This window comes from Methanosalsum natronophilum (assembly GCF_024808815.1).
GTDB classification, from domain to species: domain Archaea; phylum Halobacteriota; class Methanosarcinia; order Methanosarcinales; family Methanosarcinaceae; genus Methanosalsum; species Methanosalsum natronophilum.
In genome coordinates this window covers 74386-98435 of sequence record NZ_JANUCS010000007.1, presented here as the reverse complement: position 1 = coordinate 98435, position 24050 = coordinate 74386, and the positions used below count along the sequence as shown (strand labels likewise).

Sequence of the window (24050 nt, the reverse complement as noted above, 5' to 3'; positions counted from 1 at the left end):
TATTAATATTATATCATTTGATATTAGAAGTACTTTATTGACTTTACACAAAAGCCATTTTTATTGTAGGTTAATTTAATTCAATATTTTCATAGATTCTGTGATACATAAACATGTCGTATATAATTAGCAATGTTAACAAGCAAAGAAATTATAGAGAATCAACAATAGGCAATATCTCAATTATATCTGAAACTATGTAATCTGATGCTTGACTAAGTGCAATCGGAGTTTGATTACTTTTTTTTCTAATCAATATTCCCAGATCTGCAGATTTGAGAGCATTTACGTCATTACACCCATCGCCCACCATTAGAACCTTTTCATATCGATCCTTTAATTTATTTATGAACTCTTCTTTTTTATTCACCCCGGCAAGTCCGAGTACATTATTTATTGGAATATCTATATTGCGTGCCAAGCTAGTCAAGTTGTTCATACTGTCGCCAGATGCAATATATATACAAACTTTTTTATCTTGTAGATGGTTTATCACGGCTTGAACGTTGTGATTGATTATTCCACCTGTGCACACTGTAAACTCAATAGACATCATCTTTTTATTCAAAATCAGCCCAGATCCGATGTAAAATGAATCTTTACATCTGTTTTTTACATTTAAGATGACTTCTTTAAGTTCTTTTATACTTAAATCTTTATTGAGTTTTAAAATTTTGTTGGCTTCAGCTTTGGAAAAGTAAATTGTAGAATAGCTTATTTCTATAGGAATTTCCTTATTATGTATATAAGACGATATACAAAAGCTATCACATTCTTCAACAATATTTTTGGGATTTGTATCTATTAACAGCAGAGCTCTATAGGGGTTTTTAGCTACTAAAGTGATTGTATCAACATTTTCGTAAAGTTGATCATTTGAAAGGTTCTTTACTACACGATACATTTTCATTAAAGTGCCAGAACTATCAAAAACTACAGCTATTTTACCCATCAATAATTATATAAAGTCTATAAGATAATAAATGATATGCCTATATTCTTAATTTTTAAAATATATAAATAATAGCTAAAGTCCTTTTAGATTTGCAGTATTAAAACTATTTCAAGTGAGTCTAATAAAATAACATGGAATAAATAACATTAAATTTTGGTGGAATTTTGATAGAATACAACAAAAAGATTATTTATGAGTTAGAAAAATATTTCACCGGAGAGTATATTGATTTTTTAGAGTACAACGTAGATTTAAGCACTCTTACTCATTTTCAACAAAAAGTATTATCAGAAGTAAGAAAGGTACCTTATGGAACTACTATCACTTATAAAGAGCTGGCTTGCCTAGTTGGAAATGGAAAATCTTATCGAGCTGTTGGAACAGCCCTTTCAAAAAATCCTGCTCCTGTGATTATTCCATGTCATAGAGTGATTTCACAAACAAATTTTGGTGGATATTTTGGAAAAAAGAATGAGTTTAATTTACACTTCAAACAAAAATTGCTTAGACTTGAAAATATTATTTAATCGTAAGATTGCAAATACAATCAAAATAAGGACAATTTCACTTTGAATAGTAACTTTAAATTAATGTGTTTTTTATCACATTACGTTAAATTCATATATATCTAAAAGAAGTAATAGCCACTTATAAATTCGTCTTTACAAGAAATATATAATAACAAAACTTTATTTGGAGACATATTATGAAAGAGCAAATTGATGTAAAAGAATTAAAAGAAGGACGATATGTAATCCTTGATGATGAGCCTTGCGTTGTGAAAAGTATTTCAAAATCAAAACCTGGAAAACATGGATCTGCAAAAGCTAGAGTTGAAGCTGTAGGGATTTTTGATAATCAAAAACGTTCATTAATAGGTTCTGTTTCATCCAAGATTTTTGCTCCAATTGTTGAAAGAAAAAGTGCACAGGTACTTTCAATAACAGACGACATAGCACAGCTCATGGACATGGATGACTATACTACTTTTGAACTTGAAATTCCTGCTGACCTAAAGGATAAAGTAAAAGAAGGAGAAGAAATCAGTTACATAACTTCAATGGGAAAGATGAAAATAGATATTAGGTAAAGAGTCTATGTACTATAAACCTACAATGATGGATGCAAATTTTGATTACGAGTCTTCAAAGTATTTCATTTTTGGAGCTCCCTTTGATGGGACATCATCATTTAGATCTGGTAGCAGATGGGCTCCTGATGCTATGCGACAAGCGTCTCTTAATTTTGAGAGCTATAACCAATATTACAATGTAAACTTAAATGATATTCCCATACACGACGCAGGTAACTTTGAAATTGAATCTTCTATTGAGAACAATATTCATGATTTATTTTCAGCTATCAGCGTAGTTGTAAATGATAACAAATTACCAATTATGCTCGGTGGGGAACATTCATTAAGCTTTCCTTGTATCAAAGCATGTGATAAAAATATAAGTTCTAAACTTGGTGTCATTGTACTAGATGCGCACTTAGACTTAAGAGAAGAATATTCCGGTACAAAGTATAACCATGCCTGTGTTTCAAGACACATTATTGAAGAGATTACCGATAATTATGTATCCATTGGTGTTAGAAGTGGATCTCAGGAAGAATGGGAATACGCTGAACAAAATCAGATAAAGCACTATACATCAGAAGATGTACATGAATTAGGGATTAGTACAGTAGTAAAAGAGTCTATTGAGTATTTGAACGCTGATATGTATTATTTATCTTTAGATATGGATGTACTAGATCCAAGTTATGCGCCAGGACTCGGAACGCCTGAGCCTTTTGGGTTAAACAGTTTTGATGTTAAAGAGCTTGTCCATAGAATTGCACCAGATTGTATTGGCTTTGACATTGTTGAAATTTCACCCAATTATGATTATGGGGAAACTGCTCTTCTTGGAACTAAAATAATGCGAGAATTTATTGCATCTCATGCATCAGCTAATTTGCTTAAATGAATCATTGGCATGAAATAAGTAGATTCAAAAGTGTCATAAGCATGTAAATATAATCTCAACATAGTTGATAATTATTATTCAAAATATGTGGAAATATTTCATAGCCAGTATAAATTCTGTTAATTTATAGCGTTTAATTAAATAATGGTGAGCTACTTTTTGATACAATATGAACAATAAATATGAGGAAATTGAGACGAAGTGCCCCTCTTGCTCAAAAGAGTGGCCTGTAATGCATCATTTTATAAAAAATGGACAGAATCCATTAGTCAAATGCAATACTTGTGGTTTTATTCATCCAATTAAAGTAGAAGCTACAAAAGAAAGCACTATTAAAGCTATTATCAGCTCGGGAGAAACAACATTTTCATTAAATACGGTGTTAGATTCATCTGAAAGTATAAGATTGAATGATGAAATTATTATAGATGATGAGGCTTCTCAGGAAGCTTATCTTGTGTTAATAACCTCCATAGAATCAGATGGTAAAAGGGTAAAAGAGTCTCAGGTGGAAAATATTGAAACAATTTGGTGTAGAGATATTGGAGAGGTAGATGTGAAGTTCTCTATACATTCTGGTACCGAAACAATTCCTTTGACTAAAAGGGTTCTTGGAGATTTTGAATTCACTGTAGGTTCTCAAGACAAAATCGGAGGCATGTTTTTCCAGATAACTCATATCAAAATTCGTGACGGAAAACTACTTTCTAGAAAAGGTCAAATAGCGGAAGCAAAACATATAAAAAGGATTTTTGCTAAAAAAATAAGTCGAAATTGGGGAGAAGCTACATCATGGACTCGAGTGAAAAACAATATGAACTAATTAATAGATTAAAATCTTTAGGAATTAGCCACAATGTTTTGGAAGCTATGAATAAAATCAATAGACATGATTTTGTGTTGCCAGAAGATAAAGACAAAGCATATTATGACACCGCTCTTTCGATTGGTTGTGGACAAACAATCTCAGCTCCTCATATGGTTGCAATCATGTGCGATTTACTTGAGCTAAAAGAAGGAGACAAGGTTCTTGAAATTGGAACTGGTTCCGGCTATAATGCTGCAGTAATATCTGAATTAGTTGGATATCATGGTCATGTTTACACAATTGAAAGAATTAAAGCTTTAATGCATTTTGCTAAGAGCAACTTGGATAAAGCAAATTATTCAAATATTACACTATTGCATAAAGATGGTTCATGTGGAGAACCCGCTTATGCACCATATGATAAAATATGCGTTACTTCTGCAGCCCCAAAAATTCCAGAAATAATTCTAGGGCAGCTTTCTAATAATGGCATACTTGTAATTCCTGTTGGCAATAACACTCAGCACCTTTTTGTGGTTAAAAAGGATGATAAGGGTAAAATTTTCAAGGAGCGTAAAGAAAGTGTACTCTTTGTTCCATTAATTGGGAAGTATGGGTTCGAAGATTTTAATCAAAAGAATTAAACATTTGTATGTAAAAAGTTAGAGGATTATATATGCTTACAAAAAGAATTATTCCTTGCTTAGACGTCATACTAGATGATACAGGTGGATCAGTTGTTAAAGGAGTTGAATTTATTGACTTAAAAAAAGCTGGAGATCCTGTAGAGTTAGCTAAACGTTACAATGAGCAGGGTGCAGATGAACTCGTCTTTTTAGACATTACAGCTTCCCATGAAAAGCGGGATACTATGATAGATGTAATCGAAAGAACAGCTGATGAAGTATTTATACCGCTTACTGTTGGTGGAGGAATTAATTCAATTTCTAACATACGTCAGATTCTAAGAGCAGGTGCTGATAAAGTTGCTATAAACACCACAGCTGTAAAGAATCCTGAGATTATAAGAGAATCTGCAGACATTTTTGGATCACAGTGTATCGTTATTGCTATTGATTGCAAAAGGAACTATGATGTTAACACTAATAATGATAAAACGGTTATGCAGCTAGAAGACGGTAAGCTTGCATGGTATGAAGTTGTAATCTATGGTGGAAGAAAAAGAACAGGTATAGATGCAGTAAAGTGGGCCACACAAGTACAAGAAATGGGAGCTGGAGAAGTATTGCTTACTAGTATGGATCGTGATGGAACCTATGATGGCTTTGATATCCCTATTACAAAAAAATTATCGGAAACATTAGATGTTCCAATCATAGCCTCAGGAGGTGTAGGTAACTTAAAGCATATATATGAAGGGTTTACAAAAGGTAAAGCTGATGCTGCACTAGCTGCTAGTATATTTCATTTTGGAGAATACACAATTCCACAAGTGAAAAAATATCTTTCCGAAAAAGGAATTGCTGTGAGAAATTAGTACATTGGGCTTGATAATTTTTGTCTCTTATTAATGAAACAGTAGAACTATTAGCACCTGCAGGTAACTCAGAAGCATTTTATGCAGCAATTGAAAACGGAGCAGATGCTATATATATTGGGATCCAAGGATTTAGCGCAAGAAATTATGCTAGCAATTTTTCGCTACAGGAAGTCAAGAATAATATAGATTATGCACATTCAAGGAATGTGAAAGTGTATGTTGCTTTGAATACTTTAATAAAAAAAGACGAGTTTAAGGTTGCACTTCAGATAGCTCATGAGCTATATGTTCAAGGTGTAGATGCACTTATTGTTCAGGATTTGGGTTTTTTACTTTTTTTGAAAGAAAAAATTCCTACTTTTCGATTACATGTGAGCACTCAATTGACAGTTCACAATAAGTTAGGTGTGGAATATTTTGAAGACATTGGTATTGACAGAATAATACTTGCTAGAGAGCTTAGTTTAGAAGAAGTTAAAGAAATAAGAAAATGTACAGACATTGAGCTTGAGGTTTTTATACATGGTTCGATTTGTTTATGTTATTCTGGACAGTGTCTAATGAGTAGTATGATAGGTGGAAGAAGTGGAAATCGTGGATATTGCGCCCAGCCATGCAGACATCGCTATAAATTGATTAATCATAAAAATAGCATTCCTTTAGATGGCCGTTTTCTGCTAAGTCCCAAGGACCTTTGTACTGCTAATATTATCCCTGAGTTGATTAAAGCTAATATCGATTCCTTTAAAATCGAAGGTAGAATGAAAAGAGCTGAGTATGTAGCTGGTGTTGTACAGGTTTATAGGGGTCTTATAGATAGATACATTGAAAATCCAGCTACATTTGATCTACTTGAATCAGAAATCCTGACATTGAAGAACTTATACAACAGAACATATACAAATGGATATTTAAAGCCTAAAAATATATTAATTAATCCTGAAAAGCCACATAGTTCAGGCTCACTTATTGGAACAATTGTTGGTTACAATAAAAGTAGATCAACTATAAAAATAAAATTATATTCCTCGTTGAGACTAAATGATGGCATCTATATTGAAAGCAAGTCTAATAATCTTGGCTTTGTTGTTAACAAGATGTCTCTAGATGGAAAATATGTTAAAAGTGCTAACAAGGATTCTTATATTGAAATCCCTGTTAAAGCTGGCATAAATGAAGGGAGTGTATATAAAACTTCAGACTCTTTGCTAATGAAAAATTTAAACGAGTCTTACCAGAAACATAAATATGCTATAAAAGAACCTATTGACCTCAGTATTAATGCAAAAGTTAATGAGCCTTTAACAATAGAAGTAGCCGATTTAAAAGGGACAAGAGTTATTCACAACTCTGAATATATAGTTGAAAGTGCTAAAAAAAGTCCCACAACTAATAAGCAAATCACCAATATACTTTCTAGCATTGGGAATACTTTTTTTGAAGTAAGAAAGATTAATATTGATTCTGACTTCAATGTCTTTATCCCAATAAAAAAACTGAAAGAAATAAGAAACTTAGGGCTCAAGTCTTTAATCGAAAAGAAGATTTCAATCCATAGGAGAGAATCAAATGACATTATTGCTGAGTATTATAGTAAAGTAAGAGCTATAGAAAATAAGTCAGTTACGTCTCAAGTCTATATTCATATAAATATTTCAGTCGTTTTATCTGACTTAGAGGCATTAAAAGTTGCAGTAGATAATAATGCTGATAAAGTATATTTTGATATCAACAAATGTGATAAGAACACTGAGAGTATTCTAAAAAGAGTTATGGAAATATGTCACAATTCAGGTATTAAAGTATACATACAAACACCGGTTATTTCCAAAAATCATGAACTTGAGTCTATTCATAAAATTCTAGAATTATCAAAAAAAATAGGGTTTGACGGCGTTGTCGCCTCAAATATTTCATCTTTTATGATATCTAAAAAACTAAAGTTCCGCACTATAGCCAATTATCATTGGAACATTTATAATGACTTTACATTAAATTATCTTTATCAAATGGGTGTAGACTCCGCAATTATTTCCCCAGAACTAACTCTAAATGAAATAAAAAACTTGAACAAGCCTATTAATTTAGAACTTTTAGTAGACTCAAAGCTACCTGTTATACATTCAGAAAGATGTATCCTGCAAGACATTTTTGGAAAAGATAAATGTGGGAATCTATGTAATAGTAAAGATTTGAAGCTAATGGATGATAAAGGATATTCTTTTCCATTAAAAGCAGAAAATAACTGTAGAATGACTATATTCAACTCAAAAAAAATTTCTATGCTAGAATATATTCCTTTGATTAAAGAAACTGGAGTAACAGGAATAATTATAGATGCAAGACATGAAAATGCTCTCAGTCTAGGAACAACATTAAGAGCTTATAGAAAACTAATCGATAACCATACTAATGAAATTAAATCACCAGTAAATGGAAAAAAGGAATATACTCGAGGCAATTATTTTCGAGGCGTTCTATAAATGCCTTTTAATTTAATTGATAACTATTAAATACTTTCAAGTTAATAGATAAGTGAATAAATATGATAGGTCTAGCAGAAATTATAACTATTCTGGTGGCAATTCTAGTTGCAATCGTATTGTATAAACTTTTGAAAACAGTGAAGTCTTTAGTCATTAATGCTATAGTAGGACTATTGGTATTAGTTGCAGCTAATTTAATATTTAGCCTAGAAATTGCCTATACTTGGGTAGTCATAGTTATATGTGCGCTTGGAGGCATCTTTGGAGCACTTTTGATTATTTTATTGAATATATTAGGTATTGCTTTTTAATAAGCGGATATGATTGCATATATTTTATGTCTTAAATAAGTAGAACCTTTAAAATATTTTATTTTTTTTTCTTCCCATACATTTATTGATTTAAAAGATGAAAATAGCTTTTTTAATTCATCTGTTGTGAAATAGTGGTATATTATTTCATTCTTTCTTTTAAAAGTGTTAGCCTCTACTTCAATTCCGCCATATCTCATATCATCAATGCCAAATACTTCTATAAAAAGAAAACCTTGTTTTTTAATTACCCTTTGAACTTCTATAGCGCATTTATATCGATCTTCTTTAAGTAGGTGCTGTAAGACTCCATATAAAATCACTCCATCAAATGTATTACCTTTAAAGGGTAAACAAATTACATTTGAAACTGCACATTTAGGAGAGCAGTTATTTTTTATTAGATTATATTTGGTTTCATGTATCCCTCTCATTGAAAAATCTACACCAAAAACATCAAAATCGCTTGCAAGAGGTATAGTGTACCTTCCATTTCCACAGCCTGCGTCAAGCAGTATGGAGCCTTGAGACAGCTTTTCCTTTATTCTTTTTATTGATCTTGGCCCACCCCACTTTAGTGAAATATATTCTTCATCCCAAGCATTTATTTGATTAATAGCAAGACTTCTATCCTTCATTGCACATATCACCAGCTGCTTCATTGAACCTACTTATCAAGAAATTTCTATCAAGAGATGATAAAAACCACCCTGCTTTAGGTCCTGAATCTGTTCCAAGTGTAGCTATGTATATAGCTTTAAACAGGTCTTTTGGGTTGATAGCTAATTCATCTTCATGTATATTTAAAATCTGAACAATGTCTTTATAGACAACCGATTCTTTTTCCTTTGCTTGATAAACTAAATTATGGTACTGTTCACCACTAAGCTCTTCCTTAGTTGAGATTATCTTAGCCAATGAGCACAAGAATGCTCTTTGAACCTTATTCAAATTTGAAGCTTTAGATGGTAATGTTTCTTTGACACTGAATTTAGCGTATGGAGGAGCATACATTTCAAGCCAATTTTGTACATTAGTTATAAGTTCTTGGATGCATCTGCGATTATCAGTCTCATACCCTACACGTTCCAAAATTTCCAGTATTTTTTCAAAATCACCATGTGCAACTTGATATATTGTAACCATGTGTTTGAAAGGAATATCTGTGTGACAAATCCCAGTTGCTTTAGATAAATCTAGTAATCTTTTATTATATGTTGAAATTTTCTCAATTTCCATTGTTTTTAACTTTTCATATTCATCGATTAATGTTAGTAATGGGATTGAAGGATCAAAGTTTATGTGTTTTTCTGGTTTTGTTTTGATAATCAAGTACCTTAAAACTTCGGGAGGCACCACTTTTAGCATATCATCTATAGAAACAACAATTCCCGTTGAAGAGGACATTGCACCTTTATTAGCAAGCATTATCCACTCGTAAACTATTGGATAGGGTGGTTCATAGTTAAAAATCTCTTTAGCAATTCTTTTCCCGGTATCATATGATCCACCTCTTGAAGCATGGTCTTTTCCAAAGGGTTCTACTGTCACACCTAAAATTTTCCATCTTGCAGGCCAGTCAACTCTCCAATTAAGTTTTCCTCCTCCTTGCATTGAAACTGATCCTGAAAATCCACATTCGCATATGTAGTCAACCGTTTCTTTGTCCACGTCAAAACTAATTACCTTTGTAGATGTCATTTTCCCGCAAGCTCTACAGATGGCATTAAAGGGACTCCATTCATCTGTAGGTTCTCTACCAGATGTTTCAGTTAGAATTTTTGCAATTTTATCTTTGTTAACAAGTGCATCTTTTATAGCTTCAGTATAATAACCACTTTTGTATAATTCATCAGCTCTATAGACTTTAGGTTCTATGCCTAGTTTTTCCATAGAAACCAAAAATGGCTTTACAAAGTGCTCAGCATAGTTAGAACATTTTCCACAAGGACAAGGTATTTCTGAAATCGGATTTCCCACATACTTTGAATAATGTTCAGGTAAAAAAGGGTAAACTTTTCTTAGAGGGTCAAAATTATCTGCAAGATAAATTAGAGTGCTTTCATGCATATTGTCATTTAGCGCCTTATATACTGCATCCGCAGTTACAACCTCCCTCATATTACCAATATGTATATGTCCAGATGGAGTTATGCCGGTAGCAACTACATTCTTTTCATGTTTATTTGAAACTTCATCAGCCACAATATCTGCCCAGTGGGTAACTTCTGCCATTTATTTCACCTTATCGTACAAAATAATTGAATAAATTTAAATTCATATCTCAGTCTTTAATTCACATAAATTAAGCATTTAATATATTTATCTAATGCAAAAAACATATTTGGATTTATTCTTAGCTTTTACATACCATATATGACTTAATTCTAATCAAATGAAATAAGAAAGCAAACTATTTAATTCATATTAGAGTTTATGTAATGACTATGGTTCCAAAGAAAGCTTTTTTAACAAAAGGACTTGGAGTGCATAATGACAAGTTAGCGTCTTTTGAGCTTGCTTTAAGAGATGCAGGTATTGAAAAATATAACCTTGTTAGTGTTTCCAGTATTTTGCCACCTAATTGTAAAATAATCCCTAAAGAACAAGGAATTAAAGAATTAGAGCCTGGAGAAATTGTTCATTGTGTTCTTGCAAAATGTGAAACTAATGAGCCATATAGAACTTTAGCAGCTGCCATCGGAAATGCAATTCCAGTAAACGAGAATAATTATGGATACATATCTGAACATTATTCATTTGGAGAAGATGAAAAAACAGCAGGTATTTATGCAGAAGATCTTGCAGCAACAATGTTAGCAACTACTTTCGGTATTGAATTTAATATCGATTCTGCCTGGCATGAAAGAGAGCACGTGTATAAAGCTAGTGGACATATAATTGATACTAGCCATATATGCCAAGCATCTAAAGGGGATCAAAATGGAAAGTGGACAACAGTAATAGCTGCCCTTGTTTTTGTAACTTGATTTACTGTTATTTATCGATTTAGTGTGCTTCTATCAAAACTTAAGGTCAAAAGCAAATATCAGAGTGAAATAAAAAATAAATACAAAAGTGCTACTTAAAAACATAAATAGAATAAGTATTTCTCAATAAGTTGACTTGATTTATAGAATTTAAGAATATATTTTTATGACTATTTCCAAGAGATTCCTTTGCGTAAATTTAATTAAATTAGTTTTTTACCATGCACTCATTACATCTTTTTCTTGTACAGTACTCTTTACCAAATCTAACTATTAGCGCATGGTATTCTTTATAAATTTCTACATCTGTTGGTAATGAATCTTCAAACAATAACTGTAAGTAGTTGTAGTCCCCTTCGATACCCATACATGATAACATTCTTTTAGTATATGCATCGATCACGAACTTGGGTTTTTCCGCAGCATATAAAATTATGGAGTCGGCAGTTTCTTCTCCTATGCCTTCTAAAGATAAAAGTTCTCTTCTCAAATCATATATATTTTGTTTGAAAATATCACCATTTCTTTGATCAAAATATTCAGCAGCTTTTTTCAATCTATATGCTTTTTGACGATAAAATCCACAGCAATATATAATCTCTTCAATTTCTTGAATATTAGCTTTTGAAAGCTTTTTGCAATCTAATAACCCAAGTGCTTTAAGTTGAGCTATGGCCTTTTCTACATTAGTCCACTTTGTTTGTTGAGTCAGAATCGCACCAATAACAATTTCAAATTTTGAATGTGCAGGCCACCAACCCTGCGGACCAAATTCATTTAACAATTTATGAAAAACATCTTTTAAGTCACACGACTTCATTTTAATCAGTTAGTTTTCCCATCCCAAAATTTATCTTCATAATTTTCAGGCAAGTCTAATTCCATAATATCCTCAATATTTGCTTTTTTATTATTACCTTTTTTAGTAAGGGTTTCATTTTTATCTAAAGATATTGGAATTTCACTTGAGTTTTTGAGGTCTTTCTCCTTATTTATAGAGTAAACACTTTCTATTTGATTTTCTTTTTTTTTACCTTTTATCTTTTCTGCATAAGTATCAGTTACTAAATTCTTTTTTGGGCTTAGAACTTTATGTGTATAGCTATACCCTATAGAGCAATTTTCATCTCCTGATCTCCAATCAACATGAAATAGATGACATTTTTTTTTCTTGCATTCGGATATGTTATCTAGTGGACATTTATCAGGTATTGGCATATATACTATCATCACCTCTAGTCTTTCATATAGATTACGCCAGTTACATCTCAAGTAAAGTCATTCTACAAAATATAGTTTGAAAGTATTGGAGATAAACTTATAGAACTTTGGGCAGATTCTATTGAGTCAGTTGCAAAAATATCTTTTACACCCGCATTAAATAGCCTTAATACAGCGTTTTTGGCAAGTACAGGATGAATACACATTAAATAAACATCATTTGCACGTTGTTCACTAAGAATTCTGATTGATTCCGCCATCGTGCCTCCAGTAGAAATCATATCATCAATCAAAATAATATCTCTTCCTGTTACATCTATTTTTTTAGTCTTAATAGTAACTTTATCACCACTGATTCTAGTTTTTTCTAAATAATCAAATTCAACATCTATATATTCAGATACTTTTTTTGCTAACTCTAAAGCCCCTTCGTCCGGCGCAATTAGTAAAGGTTTTTCTAGATCAAGTGATACTATCTTATCCCCAATTAGTGATGATGCATCAATATCAATTGCTTTGCAGCTAAAGTAATCAAGTGTACTTTTTTCATGAATATTTACAGTAAAAACACAGTCAGCGTTTATAGTATTTGCAATTGCCCGTGAGCTAATTGGCTCCCCGTGTTTAAATCTTTTATCTTGGCGAGAATACCCCATATATGGAATAACTACATTAATCCTCTTTGAGCTTTCACAGGAGTCTATTAGCTGTAAAAGGTTAATTAAATCTGAATCTTTCACAATGCTTTGAATTATGGTTACTTCTTCTGCTATATCATCCACAATACGTGTATATAACTCACCATCTGGGAATTTAGTAAATTCACATAGTGATACATTTACATTTAACTCTCTTGCTATTCTAGAAGCAAGCATTTGTGAAGCAGGACCTCCAATTATTTGCAATATTTATCCCTCTTTTATTTTACCTTTGATCGTACTATCTTTTTAAAAAGATTCTTTTATCTTTTCTTCTACTTTAATTCCATTTATTTCGGTATTAGGGTAATTTCCTTTACTATCTTTTTCTATAGATTTAACCATATCCCAAATAGTTAATAAGGCAATTGAAACGCCAGTTAGAGCTTCCATCTCAACACCTGTTTTACCTGTAGATTTAACAATAACAGTTGCCATTATATATGTGTCTTTTATTGAAAAGTCTACATCAATTGAAGTTATTTCAATTTGATGGCACATTGGTATAAGATTGAATGTTTTTTTTATAGCTAAAATAGATGCTATCCTAGCAACTGAAAAAACATCACCTTTTTCAACTTTTTTATTTTTAATTTCACTAAGGGTTTTATGTGATAAATAAATTGATCCTGTCGAGACGGCTTTTCTATGAACTGGTTTTTTATCAGTTATATCAACCATGTTTGCTTTTCCTTCTTTAATATGTGTAAATTTTTCACCCATTATATCACAGCCCTATAATTTCATTTATTAGTCCATAGATTTAAGCACAATTGGGATGTTTTCAATAATATCAGTTGCAAGAAGTCCATATTTTTTTTCTTTGAAGGCCAAGTCTCCTGCAGAACCACATATAAATGCTCCACAGGAAGAAGCATCTATTGCTGAATTATTGGCAAACAAGCTACCTACGATTCCAGCTAAAACATCCCCCGTACCACCAACAGTCATTCCTTGATTACCAGTTCTATTTAAGAAAAGTTGATTACCATCTGATATTATATCAGTGGGTCCTTTTAATAAAGTGGTTAAATCATTATCCTTTGAAAATTTTGATACAATATCACAGTTATATGCTACATCTTTGGACACTTGTTTTCCTGAAAGTCGGTAGAATTCATTTGCATGAGGAGTTATTATAATATCAGATTTGGTTAAAACTTTCTCTTTTAATGAATCAATGCCATCAGCATCAACTACCGCTTTTTTTGACTGCATTATTATCCTATAAACTGATTCTATTATTTCTTCCGATTTTCCTAGCCCATTTCCTATGATAATTACGTCATGATAAGACATCAATTCTACTATAAAAGGAACATCATCAAGTGTCAAAAAATCTCCTCTTAAATCTTTTATAATAAAATTAGGCGAATATGTAGCTACAATATTTTTTATTTTTTTTGGTAGTGCAATGGTCACAATATCGGCCCCTGTTCTTAGTGCACCAAGTGCAGCTAAAGATGGGGCTCCAAAATAGTCACCTCCCCCGACAATAAGTATTTTACCTGCGTCACCTTTATGGTTGTCTTTTCTTGGCAAACTAAGTGACTTAAAGTTTCCTTTTCCTACATATTTTTCTGCATCAGTACATATGCCTAAATTTATGACTTTTATGTCGCCAGTGAATTTTTTAACTGATGGGTCTTTGTAGCTTTTTTTTAGTTTATGAAATGTAAACGTTTTGTTAGCATTAATGGCTTTTTTAACATTTGTCTCATCAACATTCAGTCCAGAGGGTGAATCTATGGATATAATGAACTTTCCACTAGAATTAATGGTATCAATCAGACTAGACTCAGGTTGCTTTATATCACCTTGAAATCCAGTACCTAAAATTCCATCTACTATTATATCTGTATCTTTAATAGATTCTCTGAATTCCACGCTTGATGAGTCGAAGATTTCACTTACCTTTATGTTACAATATTTTAAAAGTTCAAAGTTCTTGATAGCTTCATCCGTTTTGATTGAATGTTTTTTACCTATCAATAAAACATGAACATCAAAGCTATCATAGTATGCTAAATGCCGAGCAGCTACAAATGCATCACCACCATTATTGCCTTTGCCTGCTATAAAAGTTACTTTACCACCAGTAAAAAGTGATTTTATCTCTCTTGCTACAGAAGCTCCTGCATTTTCCATTAGCTGTAAACTCGTAAGTCCTAAATATTCGCAGTTTGAATCTATTACTTTCATTCTTGTAGAGCTAATATATTCCATAAATACATCACTAAAATACAGTTAAAAGGTAATCTTATTAAAGGTTATCAAATATATATCCCAAGGTTTACTTAATTTGTCTGTATTTTAACCGAAAAGTGCTTAATGTCAAAAGATGTCATAGTACATTAGTAGGAGGGAACTTTATAACAAAGCTTTCAAAACCTTCAAAAATAGCTGAATTACCTTCAAAAGCTAGAGTAAAACCTACTTACCTCATTATAGGTAGTGGAAGTATTGGATTCACTCTTGCTAAACAACTTAGAGAATTAAATAAAGATCTAGTGCTGATAGATAAAGATAAGCAAAAAGTAGAAACATTAAGAGAAGAAGCTTATGAAGCGATTGTTGGTGATGCTAACAACTCGGATATTTTAAATCAAATTAATTTAAAGAATCTTACTGCAGTACTTATACTGACTTCCGACAATGAAATAAACAAAACTGCTTTAAAGCATATAAAAAAAATTATTTCTTCTGATGTTTATTGTGTATCAAGAGCATCTGATATTATAAATAAAAATGAAATGGAAAACCTTGGGGCAGATTATGTTTTTCTACCCTCAAAAATTGTTGCAACTACTTTAGCAAGGTCACTTGAAAGAGCTGAATCGCTCAAAAGGGGGAATAGGCTTTCTAAATGGTTTAAAGAGATTACTAACAAAAAACTTGCTATTGTAGTCCATGATAATCCTGATCCTGATGCAATAGCAAGTGCTGTTGCGTTAAAAGAAATAGCAACTAATTTCGATGTTGATTCAACTATACTTTATCATGGAGAAATTGGACATCAAGAAAATAAAGCATTTGTAAACCTACTTGCTATAGAGCTAGAAAAAATGGATACTTACAATATCAATGAGTTTGACAAAATTGCACTTGTTGATTGTACATTGCCTGGTTCAAACAATCAATTACCACCTGACACACCAATAAGTATAGTTATTGATCATCATCCAACTGGAGAAATAGAAATTGAAGCGGAGTATGCAGATTTAAGGCCTAATGTAGGCTCTACATCTACTATTTTAACAAAATATTTGCAGGAATTAAACATTAATATAGAAAGAGAGCTTGCAACTGCATTATTGTATGGAATTAGAACCGATACACAAGACTTTAAGAGAAATACAGATGCTTCTGATCTCTCAGCTGCATCTTTTTTGTATCCACTGTCTGATCATGAACTGCTTGATCAATTAGAAAGACCTTCAATGTCAATTGAAACTTTGGATATCTTGGGGGAAGCTATCAATAATAGGCAAGTTCTGGGGAGTTATTTGCTTTCTAATGTAGGATCTGTGCGAGATAGAGATGCTTTGCCACAAGCTGCGGATTACTTACTTAATTTAGAAGGAATAGCTACTACAGTGGTTTTTGGAGTTTCTGAAGAAAAAATCTACATTTCTGGACGAACTAATGATATTAGGATCAATTTAGGTGATGTCATGAAAGCAGCTTTTGGTCAAGAGTATTCAGGAGGACATGCAAATGCTGCTGCTGCACAAATACCTTTAGGAGTATTTAGTGCGGCTAAAGATAGACAAACTTTACTAAGGTTAGTTAATGAATCCGTTGTCAAAAAATTCCTCAATGTTGTTGGAGTAGAAGAAACTGAGAATAATTAATAGTATCATATATGGTGAGTACAAATATTTTAACTGAAGAAACAAGAATTGAAAGGTTGAGAGTGGCGAGTATAGAACACTGGACAAATGAACTTAAGCATGCACATCTTATTGAAACTAGGTTCCTAATTAACCAACTTCAAAAGATTGGATTTAGGTGCCTCAAATGTGGGAAATGTTGCAAAAAAAAATTCGGAGATAATTACGTACATCTTTTTTTGAGTGAGATTGAAGCTATCTCTAAAAACTATAGAATTGATATAGAAGAGATAGTTTCGCCTTATTTAGAAGATATCTTGACTGATTGCGTCAGCAAAAAATTTGATGAAATGTCTAAAAGCATTGATTCGGAAGGCTTTTTTCATGTAGATGGTTGGATACTAAAGCGTTGCAAAAGCGGTAATTGTATATTTCTTAAAGAAAATAAGTGCCATATTTACAAGTCTAGACCATCTATATGTAGCACATATCCTTTTTACATATACAAATCAAAAATGATGTATTCAAAGTGCCCTGGAATTGGTCATAATATTAGTTTAAAAGATAGTTACTCATTAGCTTCAAATTTAATTAGTAGGTATATATCAGAGGTAAAATACCTCATTTTAATGGCATCAAGATTTCATACTCGTGTTGTGTCAAAAAGTGGAAAGTCAAAGTTCTATGAAAACTACTCTAAAGGATTAATTAGATTTATTGTGCATAATCCCGGAAAAATTTATGAAGGTTTAATTCAATTAAATTCTGAAAAAGTACTTATTACTAACATATATTAACTAAATCTATATACTTGTAAAAATAGCAGTAGAATTAAGTAGAAAGGAACTATTTAGTGACTATTTTATTTAGAATATTAACTATAAGCCGATGATAATTATGACTCGTAATAACAATAATTCTATGACAATATCTGAAAAAATTTTCTCAAAAGCTTCAGGTAAGAATGTTAAAGCAGGCGATTTTGTTCTAGCTAACATTGACAAAGCAATGACCCATGATATAACTGGCCCATTAGCAATTAAAGCTTTTTATGAAATTATGGAAAGCAAAGATTTAAAAAAAGTATGGGACCCATCTAAAATAGTTATTGTTTTTGATCATCAAGTCCCGGCAGACTCTATTAACGCGGCATCAAATCACATAATGTTAAGGAATTTTGCTAAAGAACAGGGTATTTTAAATTATGATGTATATGAAGGAATATGCCATCAAGTCATGCCGGAAAAAGGTCATGTAAAACCAGGAGATTTAATTGTAGGGTCTGATTCACATACGTGCTCATATGGAGCTCTAGGTGCATTTTCTACGGGAATTGGTTCTACTGATATGGGTGCAGTCTTTGCTTCAGGTAAATTATGGTTCAAAGTCCCAGAGACCTTCCGTTTTGAAATAGAAGGAAAGCTCCAAACACATGTTTATTCAAAGGATATTATACTCCATCTAATTGGAGAAGTGGGTATTGAAGGCGCTACCTATATGGCATCTGAATATTCGGGTAAAACTGTAAAGAACTTGTCAATTAATGAAAGAATGGCTATGTGTAATATGGCAATTGAAATGGGAGCAAAAACTGGGATTATAGAGCCAGATAGAACCACTGAAAAATATTTACAAGAAAGAATTCTAGATTATACTTTAGATGAGTACTGGTCATCCGACGAGGATGCTAATTTCTCAAACATAAGACACTATGATATTTCTGAGCTTGAGCCACAAATAGCTTGTCCTCATAATGTAGATAACGTTAAAAATGTTACCGATGTAGAAGGTACAAAGCTTGATCAAGTTTTCATCGGCTCATGCACCAACGGCCGATTTGAGGATATTGAAGTAGCTGCTAAGATTATTGGTGATGAAAAGGTTGCTGAAAATACTCGGCTATTAATTATTCCAGCTTCAAAAACTGAGTATTTAAAAGCTTTAAAAGCAGGGTACATTGAGCAATTGATTGAATCTGGAGCAATTGTACAGTCTGCATGTTGTGGACCATGTATGGGTGGATCTTTTGGCCTTTTAGGAGATGGAGAAGTTGGATTAGCAACATCTAACCGTAACTTCAGAGGTAGAGAGGGGAGTCCTGAATCTTTTGTGTACTTAAGCTCACCAGCTACTGCTGCCGCTTCAGCACTTAAAGGAGAAATTACAGATCCGCGAAAGATTTGATTTTTTTTATGGTGTATTTTATGGAAAAAACTGATTTAGCCGTTCTAGATGATATTTATGAAACAATCCTTGAAAGAAAACGAAATCCTAGAAATGATTCATATGTTTGCAGCTTACTAAACCATGAAAAAGGTTTTGATCGAATTCTAGAAAAAATTGTTGAGGAGTCAGCTGAAACAATCATTGCTGCAAAAAATGGAAGAACAGATGAAATAGTATATGAATCATGTGATTTATTGTTTCATTTAATGATAATGTTAGCTGAAAAAGATATAAAACTAAATCAGCTAATAGATGAACTCAAAAATAGACAATGATGGTATATTGAGATTTTAATATACCGCAAGTTCATGAAGAACATCTGCTTTAGACAAAATACCTTTAGGAACTCCATCTATTGTTACAATAAGTCTCCCTACGTTATGCTCATTAAACATTTTAACCGATTGATATAGAGGAGTTTCCCCATCAATAGTTATTAAATCTTTTGTCATAATTTCTTTTACTTTCAAAGATATTTTCCCACTTGCAAGTGCATTCCCAATATCAGTAAACGTCACAACTCCCACAACATTACCCTTTTCTTCAACTGGAGCGCCATGTATGTTGTTTTTTACAAAGATCCTCGAAGCATCCTGTATTGTAGCATTTGAGCTCACTAAAACCGGATTTTCTTTTATATAATATTTAACAGGTTTTTTAGGTAAAGATACCATCTCTGTAATGGTGAACAATAAAGCATTCTTAGTATCATCTCTTCCAACAATTTCTCCTCTTACAACTAATCTATTGACAGGAGTAGGTCCTATTTGAACAATATCACCTTCAACAAATTCTCTTATGTTCCCCAAAACCTTTATCATTCCATTACAGAGCTCAGGGTGTCTAACTGTCGTAAAACTTATTTCAGCTGCAGTGGCTCCCTTTACAGTCTCTTCATTCCTGTAAATAGGCACAACTGCTTCATTATCAACAGATGTGACGTTTAAAGCTTCATAAGCTAAACTTGTTATCTTATAGCCACCTTTTGGACCAGGAACTCCTTCAACAAGACCAAGAACTTTCAATGACTGCATTTGGTTTCTCACTGTTCCTGGATTTCTACTAATCAAGTAAGCAATTTCTTCACCTTTTATTGCTCTATTTTTCTGCCTTTGTAAATTGATTAAAGCAATAAGAATATCTTTCTGAATCGGGGTTAACTCCATACAATCACCATTTCATCTAATATAGATTAAGTGCTATATATATATAAATATGGTCTGAAACATTCTCCCCGTTTCAACTGGAAAACTTGGAATTATACTAACAAGAATAAAATTATATATTATTATGTTATTGCCATAGTAAATGGAAGCTTATCATGATTTACGAAAAAATAAATACCATCCCAACATCTGAAGAGTTACTCGACAAAGCTTTCAGGAGAGCTTCAAGAGCAAAGTCTGGAAAAGTTACTCGCAATAAAAAAGATGTGACTAAAGCATATGAATCTATGATTATGACATCATCAAATATTATATCTGATAATTTAGCAAACGTTATCAGACGTTTTCCAAATTTTGATGAAATTCCTACTTTTTATTATGAGCTTACAGATATTTTAGTAGGGGTTGATAAGCTTAGAGAATCTCTTGGATCAGTTGACTGGGCAAGCAATAAAATACATGATATTTCTAGATATTATATTGGAAAAATCAGAGCTGAAAGCAATCCAGAATATATAAAGAAAGAAGCTTTGGGAAGAATCGCTTCTATTACAAGATCTATTGAGGATGAGCTCATTTTCCTAAACAATAGTAGAAATATTCTAAGAAAATTACCTGATATTTATGATGAGCCAACAATAATTGTAGCTGGGTATCCAAATGTAGGTAAGTCCAGCTTTGTTGCATATGTTACAGAAGCAAAGCCTGAAATTGCTTCTTATCCTTTTACAACAAAAGGAATTACTATTGGTCACCTTTTCAATGGTGGGATAAGATATCAAATAATTGATACTCCAGGATTACTAGACAGGCCTATGTCTGAAAGAAATAGCATTGAACTACAAGCAATCACTGCGCTTCAAAATCTAGATGCAGTTGTACTTTATATGATTGATGCAAGTGAAACTTGTGGTTATTCAATAGAAGAGCAAGAAAAACTTTTTTATGAAATAAAAGAACAGTTCGACTTGCCAATTGTTGCAGTAGCTAATAAAACAGATATTGGACATAAAGAGCTATCTTTTGTATCGTATAACATTTCTTCTAAGGAAGGATTAGGAATTAGGGATACTTTGAATGAATTATTTATGTTGATTGAAAATACTTTTTATACAGAGGATGTTAGCATCAATGACGAATTACGTCACTCATAATCTCCATTGCAAGTTTTATGTTTTCAACACTATTAGCATATGATATCCGAATATATCCCTTCCCTTTATCTCCAAAAGCAGACCCTGGTACAACTATAACACCTTTTGATAGTAAATTAGATACAATATTCAAATAATCATCACCAACATAAGGAAAAGCATAAAATGCCCCTTTTGGTTCTACACAATCAATTCCCATTGATTTTAAAGATTTAAGCAAAAAATCGCGTCTTCTTTGAAATTCTTTTCTCATTTTAATTACATCATCAATTGGTCCATTTATTGCAGCAACTGCCGCTTTTTGGGATATTGAACTTGCACATGCTTGGACATATTGGTGCACTTTTAGCATTTGATTAATGTATGTTTCATTTGCAGCTACATAGCCAAGCCTCCATCCTGTCATAGAAAAAGTTTTTGATACCGCATTAATTGTAATTACATTGTCAGAATAAATACCAGGACTCACATGTTCCCCTTCATAGATGAAATGTTCATAGACTTCATCAGATATAAGAGTTATATTGTAATCATCAGCTATTTGAGCAAAATCTCTAATATCTTTCTTAGTTTGAACTCCACCTGTTGGGTTTGAAGGTGAGTTTATAATGAAGGCTTTTGTTTCAGGAGTAATGTATGTCAATAACTCATCTGGATTGAGTGTTAAGTTTTCCGATAAAGGAACAGGTACACTTTTTCCACCTAATACATCAGTAAGAGCTTTGTAAGATACAAACCCAGGATTTGGTACCAAAATCTCATCATTTTGATCAATTAATGAGGCTAGTGCTATTTGTAGTGCTTCTGAAGCTCCAGATGTTACAATGATATCACTTGGATTAAAAAGCAAATTGTTGTCTCTTTTAAATTTATTGACTAAAACTTCCCTTAGCTCAAGAATGCCCTGACCTTCGGTGTAACCTGTAAAACCATCGTTTATTGCAGATATTGCTGCTTTTTTTATGTGCTCGGGGGTATCAAAGTCAGGCTGACCCAAGCCCAAGTTAATAGCTTCAGGCCCAGCAGATTCAAACATTTTCCTTATACCCGAAATATCAATCTTTTTAAGCTTGGTAGAAAACTTGCTTTGATCCATAATGGTATTCACCTTATTCTAAAGTTGTGTGGCGAGATTTTAAATCATCCTCTGAGACACCCATGATCGAAATTAGTTCGGCTATCATAGCATCAAAAAAAACAAGTGAAGAAATTTCAAAAGATGTTCCTAAAGGAGTAAGGTTCCTATAGTCGCCTCTCATATGTCTTTCTAAGTATCCTCCACCGTTATCTTTAATCCTACCAGGTATTAAGACAACATTATCAGAAATATCTACTATCGTAGAATCCTTATTTGATGTTACTGCAATTAGCGTCGACCCTATTTCTTTAGCGATTTTGCCTAAATCAACAATTGATCGAGTTTCTCCTGAACCAGATATTCCTATAACTACATCTTCTTTTTTAACAGCTGGTGTAGTGGTTTCCCCAACTACATAAACACTAAACCCTAAATGCATCAGCCTCATCGCAAATGCTTTACCTACAAGCCCAGACCTTCCCGCTCCCATTACAAAAATGTTTTCAGCTTTAAGTATATAATTCAACATTTTCTTTATTTCTGCTATCTCAAATGTATCGGCCATACCATCTAAATGTTTTGCCATGAGCTTTATGGACAATACCAGATTCTTACATTCTGTATCTTTTGGGTCTATCATGCTTTTCACAAGTAGCTTACATGTATTATAAATTATTTGTTTAATCACTCAGCAATAATAATTTTAAGTTCATTGATATAAACATGATTTTCAAATAATTAATCTACTTAATCTATATCTTTTTCAAAGCTTTGAAGTTGGCTTTCTTCCTTATAGCTAATACTCTTTATTTTCCACTTATCGATTTTTCTAAGTACATCAAAAAGACGGATTATATCTGAATCGTCACCTGTCCAATATAAATCTAAATTTAAGTTTTTAACTCTAAGTTCATTGCATATTAACTCTGTTAAGTGTAGAAGGGCCTTTTTACTTGTAAATGGAATATGAAACGTTGCACGATAACCTCCTTCAACCTTTGCATAAGATACGAGGATAAATCCAAAACTTTCATATTCAGTGATTTTTTCAAAATCGCAAACTAGCTCATATTCATGTATTGTAGCTGGATCAACATTTGATATCGCAATGAGGATTTTACCGATTACAAGATCTGGAACTTTCCTACCAAACCAAATAGAAATTTTTCCATATGTACATATTAGATTTACGTCATCTCTTCCCATTTCTATAGAGGATAAAGGCTGGTTAGAAGTAGTTAAGTCATTTTTTTTGATCTTTTCCATATACCTTCACTTCACTGATTATTGCTAGAAGATACAAGGGCGCTTATCAGATTTTTATCTTTTCTTAAAGTTTTAAGATGGTTTGCAGGGCCAATTAATGTTAATCTTGTACGAGGTCTTTTTTTCTTAAAAATTTTTTCAAATATAGAACTACTATTTTCAGCGGGATAGCTTTCCATCTCAATACCTGAAAATCCATCCGGATCAATCATAGTCATGGTCATTTCAATTAAGCTAGCTTCCTCTGAAGGACTTAAACCTTTTTCTAAAACTAGTATTTTTCCTTTTTTTACCTCACCTATAATAAATTTCACCTTTTCAATTGGTGCCATTTCAGCTAATTTATGCTCAGAGATGAGGTCCATTTGAATGCCCTGCATGATT

At 32.4% G+C, this 24050-nt stretch carries 27 protein-coding genes; 14 read left to right on the top strand and 13 right to left on the bottom strand.

Going from position 1 to position 24050, the window contains the following annotated elements:
• Nucleotides 1-151: 151 nt before the first annotated feature.
• A complete protein-coding gene (locus J2T59_RS05410; RefSeq protein WP_259134718.1) occupies nucleotides 152-952 on the bottom strand; it encodes an HAD family hydrolase in 801 nt (266 codons plus the stop codon).
• A 167-nt stretch (nucleotides 953-1119) separates the two neighbouring features.
• Here J2T59_RS05410 and J2T59_RS05405 point away from each other — a divergent pair, with 167 nt between their 5' ends.
• The 8 genes from J2T59_RS05405 (at nucleotide 1120) to J2T59_RS05370 (ending at nucleotide 8034) form a co-directional block, all read left to right on the top strand.
• Nucleotides 1120-1482: a methylated-DNA--[protein]-cysteine S-methyltransferase gene (locus J2T59_RS05405; protein ID WP_259134717.1), complete on the top strand. Its 363-nt coding sequence runs from the start codon at nucleotides 1120-1122 to the stop codon at nucleotides 1480-1482.
• A gap of 179 nt (nucleotides 1483-1661) precedes the next feature.
• Nucleotides 1662-2045: a translation initiation factor IF-5A gene (locus J2T59_RS05400; protein ID WP_259134716.1), complete on the top strand. Its 384-nt coding sequence runs from the start codon at nucleotides 1662-1664 to the stop codon at nucleotides 2043-2045.
• Between the two features lie 7 nt (nucleotides 2046-2052).
• Nucleotides 2053-2928, top strand: a complete 876-nt coding sequence (gene speB / locus J2T59_RS05395) for an agmatinase (protein ID WP_259134715.1) — start codon at nucleotides 2053-2055, stop codon at nucleotides 2926-2928.
• Nucleotides 2929-3097: 169 nt separating this feature from the next.
• On the top strand, nucleotides 3098-3751 hold the full coding sequence (locus J2T59_RS05390) for an HVO_0476 family zinc finger protein (RefSeq protein WP_259134714.1): 654 nt from the start codon (nucleotides 3098-3100) through the stop codon (nucleotides 3749-3751).
• Entirely contained in the window at nucleotides 3721-4380 is a 660-nt protein-coding gene (locus tag J2T59_RS05385; RefSeq protein WP_259134713.1) for a protein-L-isoaspartate O-methyltransferase, read from the top strand. Before J2T59_RS05390 ends, J2T59_RS05385 begins: the two co-directional genes overlap by 31 nt.
• Before the next feature lie 32 nt (nucleotides 4381-4412).
• Nucleotides 4413-5234, top strand: coding sequence for an imidazole glycerol phosphate synthase subunit HisF (gene hisF, locus J2T59_RS05380; RefSeq protein ID WP_259134711.1), 822 nt, complete (start codon nucleotides 4413-4415; stop codon nucleotides 5232-5234).
• A 20-nt stretch (nucleotides 5235-5254) separates the two neighbouring features.
• Nucleotides 5255-7720: a U32 family peptidase gene (locus tag J2T59_RS05375; RefSeq protein WP_259134709.1), complete on the top strand. Its 2466-nt coding sequence runs from the start codon at nucleotides 5255-5257 to the stop codon at nucleotides 7718-7720.
• Nucleotides 7721-7782: 62 nt separating this feature from the next.
• Nucleotides 7783-8034 (top strand): pro-sigmaK processing inhibitor BofA family protein, encoded by a 252-nt coding sequence (locus J2T59_RS05370; protein WP_259134707.1) that lies wholly within the window; start codon nucleotides 7783-7785, stop codon nucleotides 8032-8034.
• Here J2T59_RS05370 and J2T59_RS05365 read toward each other — a convergent pair.
• Together J2T59_RS05365 and lysS are read right to left on the bottom strand one after the other, a co-directional pair.
• Entirely contained in the window at nucleotides 8031-8672 is a 642-nt protein-coding gene (locus J2T59_RS05365) for a class I SAM-dependent methyltransferase (protein ID WP_259134706.1), read from the bottom strand. The two genes, J2T59_RS05370 and J2T59_RS05365, sit on opposite strands and share 4 nt — an antisense overlap.
• Nucleotides 8662-10269, bottom strand: a complete 1608-nt coding sequence (lysS, locus tag J2T59_RS05360; protein ID WP_259134705.1) for a lysine--tRNA ligase — start codon at nucleotides 10267-10269, stop codon at nucleotides 8662-8664. The genes J2T59_RS05365 and lysS overlap by 11 nt, the downstream gene beginning before the upstream one ends.
• Nucleotides 10270-10481: 212 nt before the next feature.
• On the opposite strand from lysS, the gene J2T59_RS05355 reads away from it, so the two are divergent.
• Nucleotides 10482-11024: a pyruvoyl-dependent arginine decarboxylase gene (locus J2T59_RS05355; RefSeq protein WP_259134735.1), complete on the top strand. Its 543-nt coding sequence runs from the start codon at nucleotides 10482-10484 to the stop codon at nucleotides 11022-11024.
• A 208-nt stretch (nucleotides 11025-11232) separates the two neighbouring features.
• On the opposite strand, the gene J2T59_RS05350 is transcribed toward J2T59_RS05355, so the two are convergent.
• From J2T59_RS05350 to J2T59_RS05330, 5 genes are read right to left on the bottom strand one after another with little or no spacing between them, the layout of a single operon-like run.
• Nucleotides 11233-11844 (bottom strand): endonuclease III domain-containing protein, encoded by a 612-nt coding sequence (locus J2T59_RS05350; protein ID WP_259134704.1) that lies wholly within the window; start codon nucleotides 11842-11844, stop codon nucleotides 11233-11235.
• A 5-nt stretch (nucleotides 11845-11849) separates the two neighbouring features.
• Nucleotides 11850-12254 (bottom strand): hypothetical protein, encoded by a 405-nt coding sequence (locus J2T59_RS05345; protein WP_259134703.1) that lies wholly within the window; start codon nucleotides 12252-12254, stop codon nucleotides 11850-11852.
• A 53-nt stretch (nucleotides 12255-12307) separates the two neighbouring features.
• Nucleotides 12308-13150 carry a ribose-phosphate diphosphokinase gene (locus J2T59_RS05340; protein WP_259134702.1) on the bottom strand — a complete coding sequence of 281 codons (843 nt, stop codon included), beginning with the start codon at nucleotides 13148-13150 and terminating at the stop codon, nucleotides 12308-12310.
• A 42-nt stretch (nucleotides 13151-13192) separates the two neighbouring features.
• A complete protein-coding gene (gene moaC / locus J2T59_RS05335; protein ID WP_259134701.1) occupies nucleotides 13193-13666 on the bottom strand; it encodes a cyclic pyranopterin monophosphate synthase MoaC in 474 nt (157 codons plus the stop codon).
• Nucleotides 13667-13693: 27 nt separating this feature from the next.
• Complete coding sequence (locus J2T59_RS05330; RefSeq protein ID WP_259134699.1) at nucleotides 13694-15169, bottom strand: NAD(P)H-hydrate dehydratase; 1476 nt, start codon at nucleotides 15167-15169, stop codon at nucleotides 13694-13696.
• Nucleotides 15170-15315: 146 nt separating this feature from the next.
• Between J2T59_RS05330 and J2T59_RS05325 the strand changes: the two genes are divergently transcribed.
• The 4 genes from J2T59_RS05325 (at nucleotide 15316) to hisE (ending at nucleotide 19277) form a co-directional block, all read left to right on the top strand.
• The gene (locus tag J2T59_RS05325; protein WP_374761079.1) at nucleotides 15316-16797 is read left to right on the top strand and encodes a DHH family phosphoesterase; all 1482 of its coding nucleotides are present in this window, start codon (nucleotides 15316-15318) and stop codon (nucleotides 16795-16797) included.
• An 11-nt stretch (nucleotides 16798-16808) separates the two neighbouring features.
• Nucleotides 16809-17573 (top strand): YkgJ family cysteine cluster protein, encoded by a 765-nt coding sequence (locus tag J2T59_RS05320; protein ID WP_259134695.1) that lies wholly within the window; start codon nucleotides 16809-16811, stop codon nucleotides 17571-17573.
• Nucleotides 17574-17673: 100 nt separating this feature from the next.
• Nucleotides 17674-18960 (top strand): 3-isopropylmalate dehydratase large subunit, encoded by a 1287-nt coding sequence (locus J2T59_RS05315; RefSeq protein ID WP_259134733.1) that lies wholly within the window; start codon nucleotides 17674-17676, stop codon nucleotides 18958-18960.
• A 20-nt stretch (nucleotides 18961-18980) separates the two neighbouring features.
• On the top strand, nucleotides 18981-19277 hold the full coding sequence (gene hisE, locus J2T59_RS05310) for a phosphoribosyl-ATP diphosphatase (protein ID WP_259134693.1): 297 nt from the start codon (nucleotides 18981-18983) through the stop codon (nucleotides 19275-19277).
• 15 nt (nucleotides 19278-19292) lie between these two features.
• Here hisE and J2T59_RS05305 read toward each other — a convergent pair whose 3' ends face one another.
• Entirely contained in the window at nucleotides 19293-20168 is an 876-nt protein-coding gene (locus J2T59_RS05305) for a CBS domain-containing protein (protein WP_259134691.1), read from the bottom strand.
• A gap of 155 nt (nucleotides 20169-20323) precedes the next feature.
• Between J2T59_RS05305 and J2T59_RS05300 the strand changes: the two genes are divergently transcribed.
• Nucleotides 20324-21322 (top strand): NOG1 family protein, encoded by a 999-nt coding sequence (locus tag J2T59_RS05300; RefSeq protein WP_259134689.1) that lies wholly within the window; start codon nucleotides 20324-20326, stop codon nucleotides 21320-21322.
• Here J2T59_RS05300 and J2T59_RS05295 read toward each other — a convergent pair.
• From J2T59_RS05295 to dipB, 4 genes are all read right to left on the bottom strand, one after another.
• A complete protein-coding gene (locus J2T59_RS05295) occupies nucleotides 21297-22418 on the bottom strand; it encodes a pyridoxal phosphate-dependent aminotransferase (protein WP_259134687.1) in 1122 nt (373 codons plus the stop codon). The two genes, J2T59_RS05300 and J2T59_RS05295, sit on opposite strands and share 26 nt — an antisense overlap.
• Before the next feature lie 13 nt (nucleotides 22419-22431).
• Nucleotides 22432-23040 (bottom strand): 6-phospho-3-hexuloisomerase, encoded by a 609-nt coding sequence (hxlB, locus tag J2T59_RS05290; RefSeq protein WP_259134685.1) that lies wholly within the window; start codon nucleotides 23038-23040, stop codon nucleotides 22432-22434.
• Nucleotides 23041-23147: 107 nt separating this feature from the next.
• Nucleotides 23148-23666 (bottom strand): hypothetical protein, encoded by a 519-nt coding sequence (locus J2T59_RS05285; protein WP_259134683.1) that lies wholly within the window; start codon nucleotides 23664-23666, stop codon nucleotides 23148-23150.
• 11 nt (nucleotides 23667-23677) lie between these two features.
• The gene (gene dipB / locus J2T59_RS05280; protein WP_259134681.1) at nucleotides 23678-24046 is read right to left on the bottom strand and encodes a divisome-positioning protein B; all 369 of its coding nucleotides are present in this window, start codon (nucleotides 24044-24046) and stop codon (nucleotides 23678-23680) included.
• Nucleotides 24047-24050 lie beyond the last annotated feature (4 nt).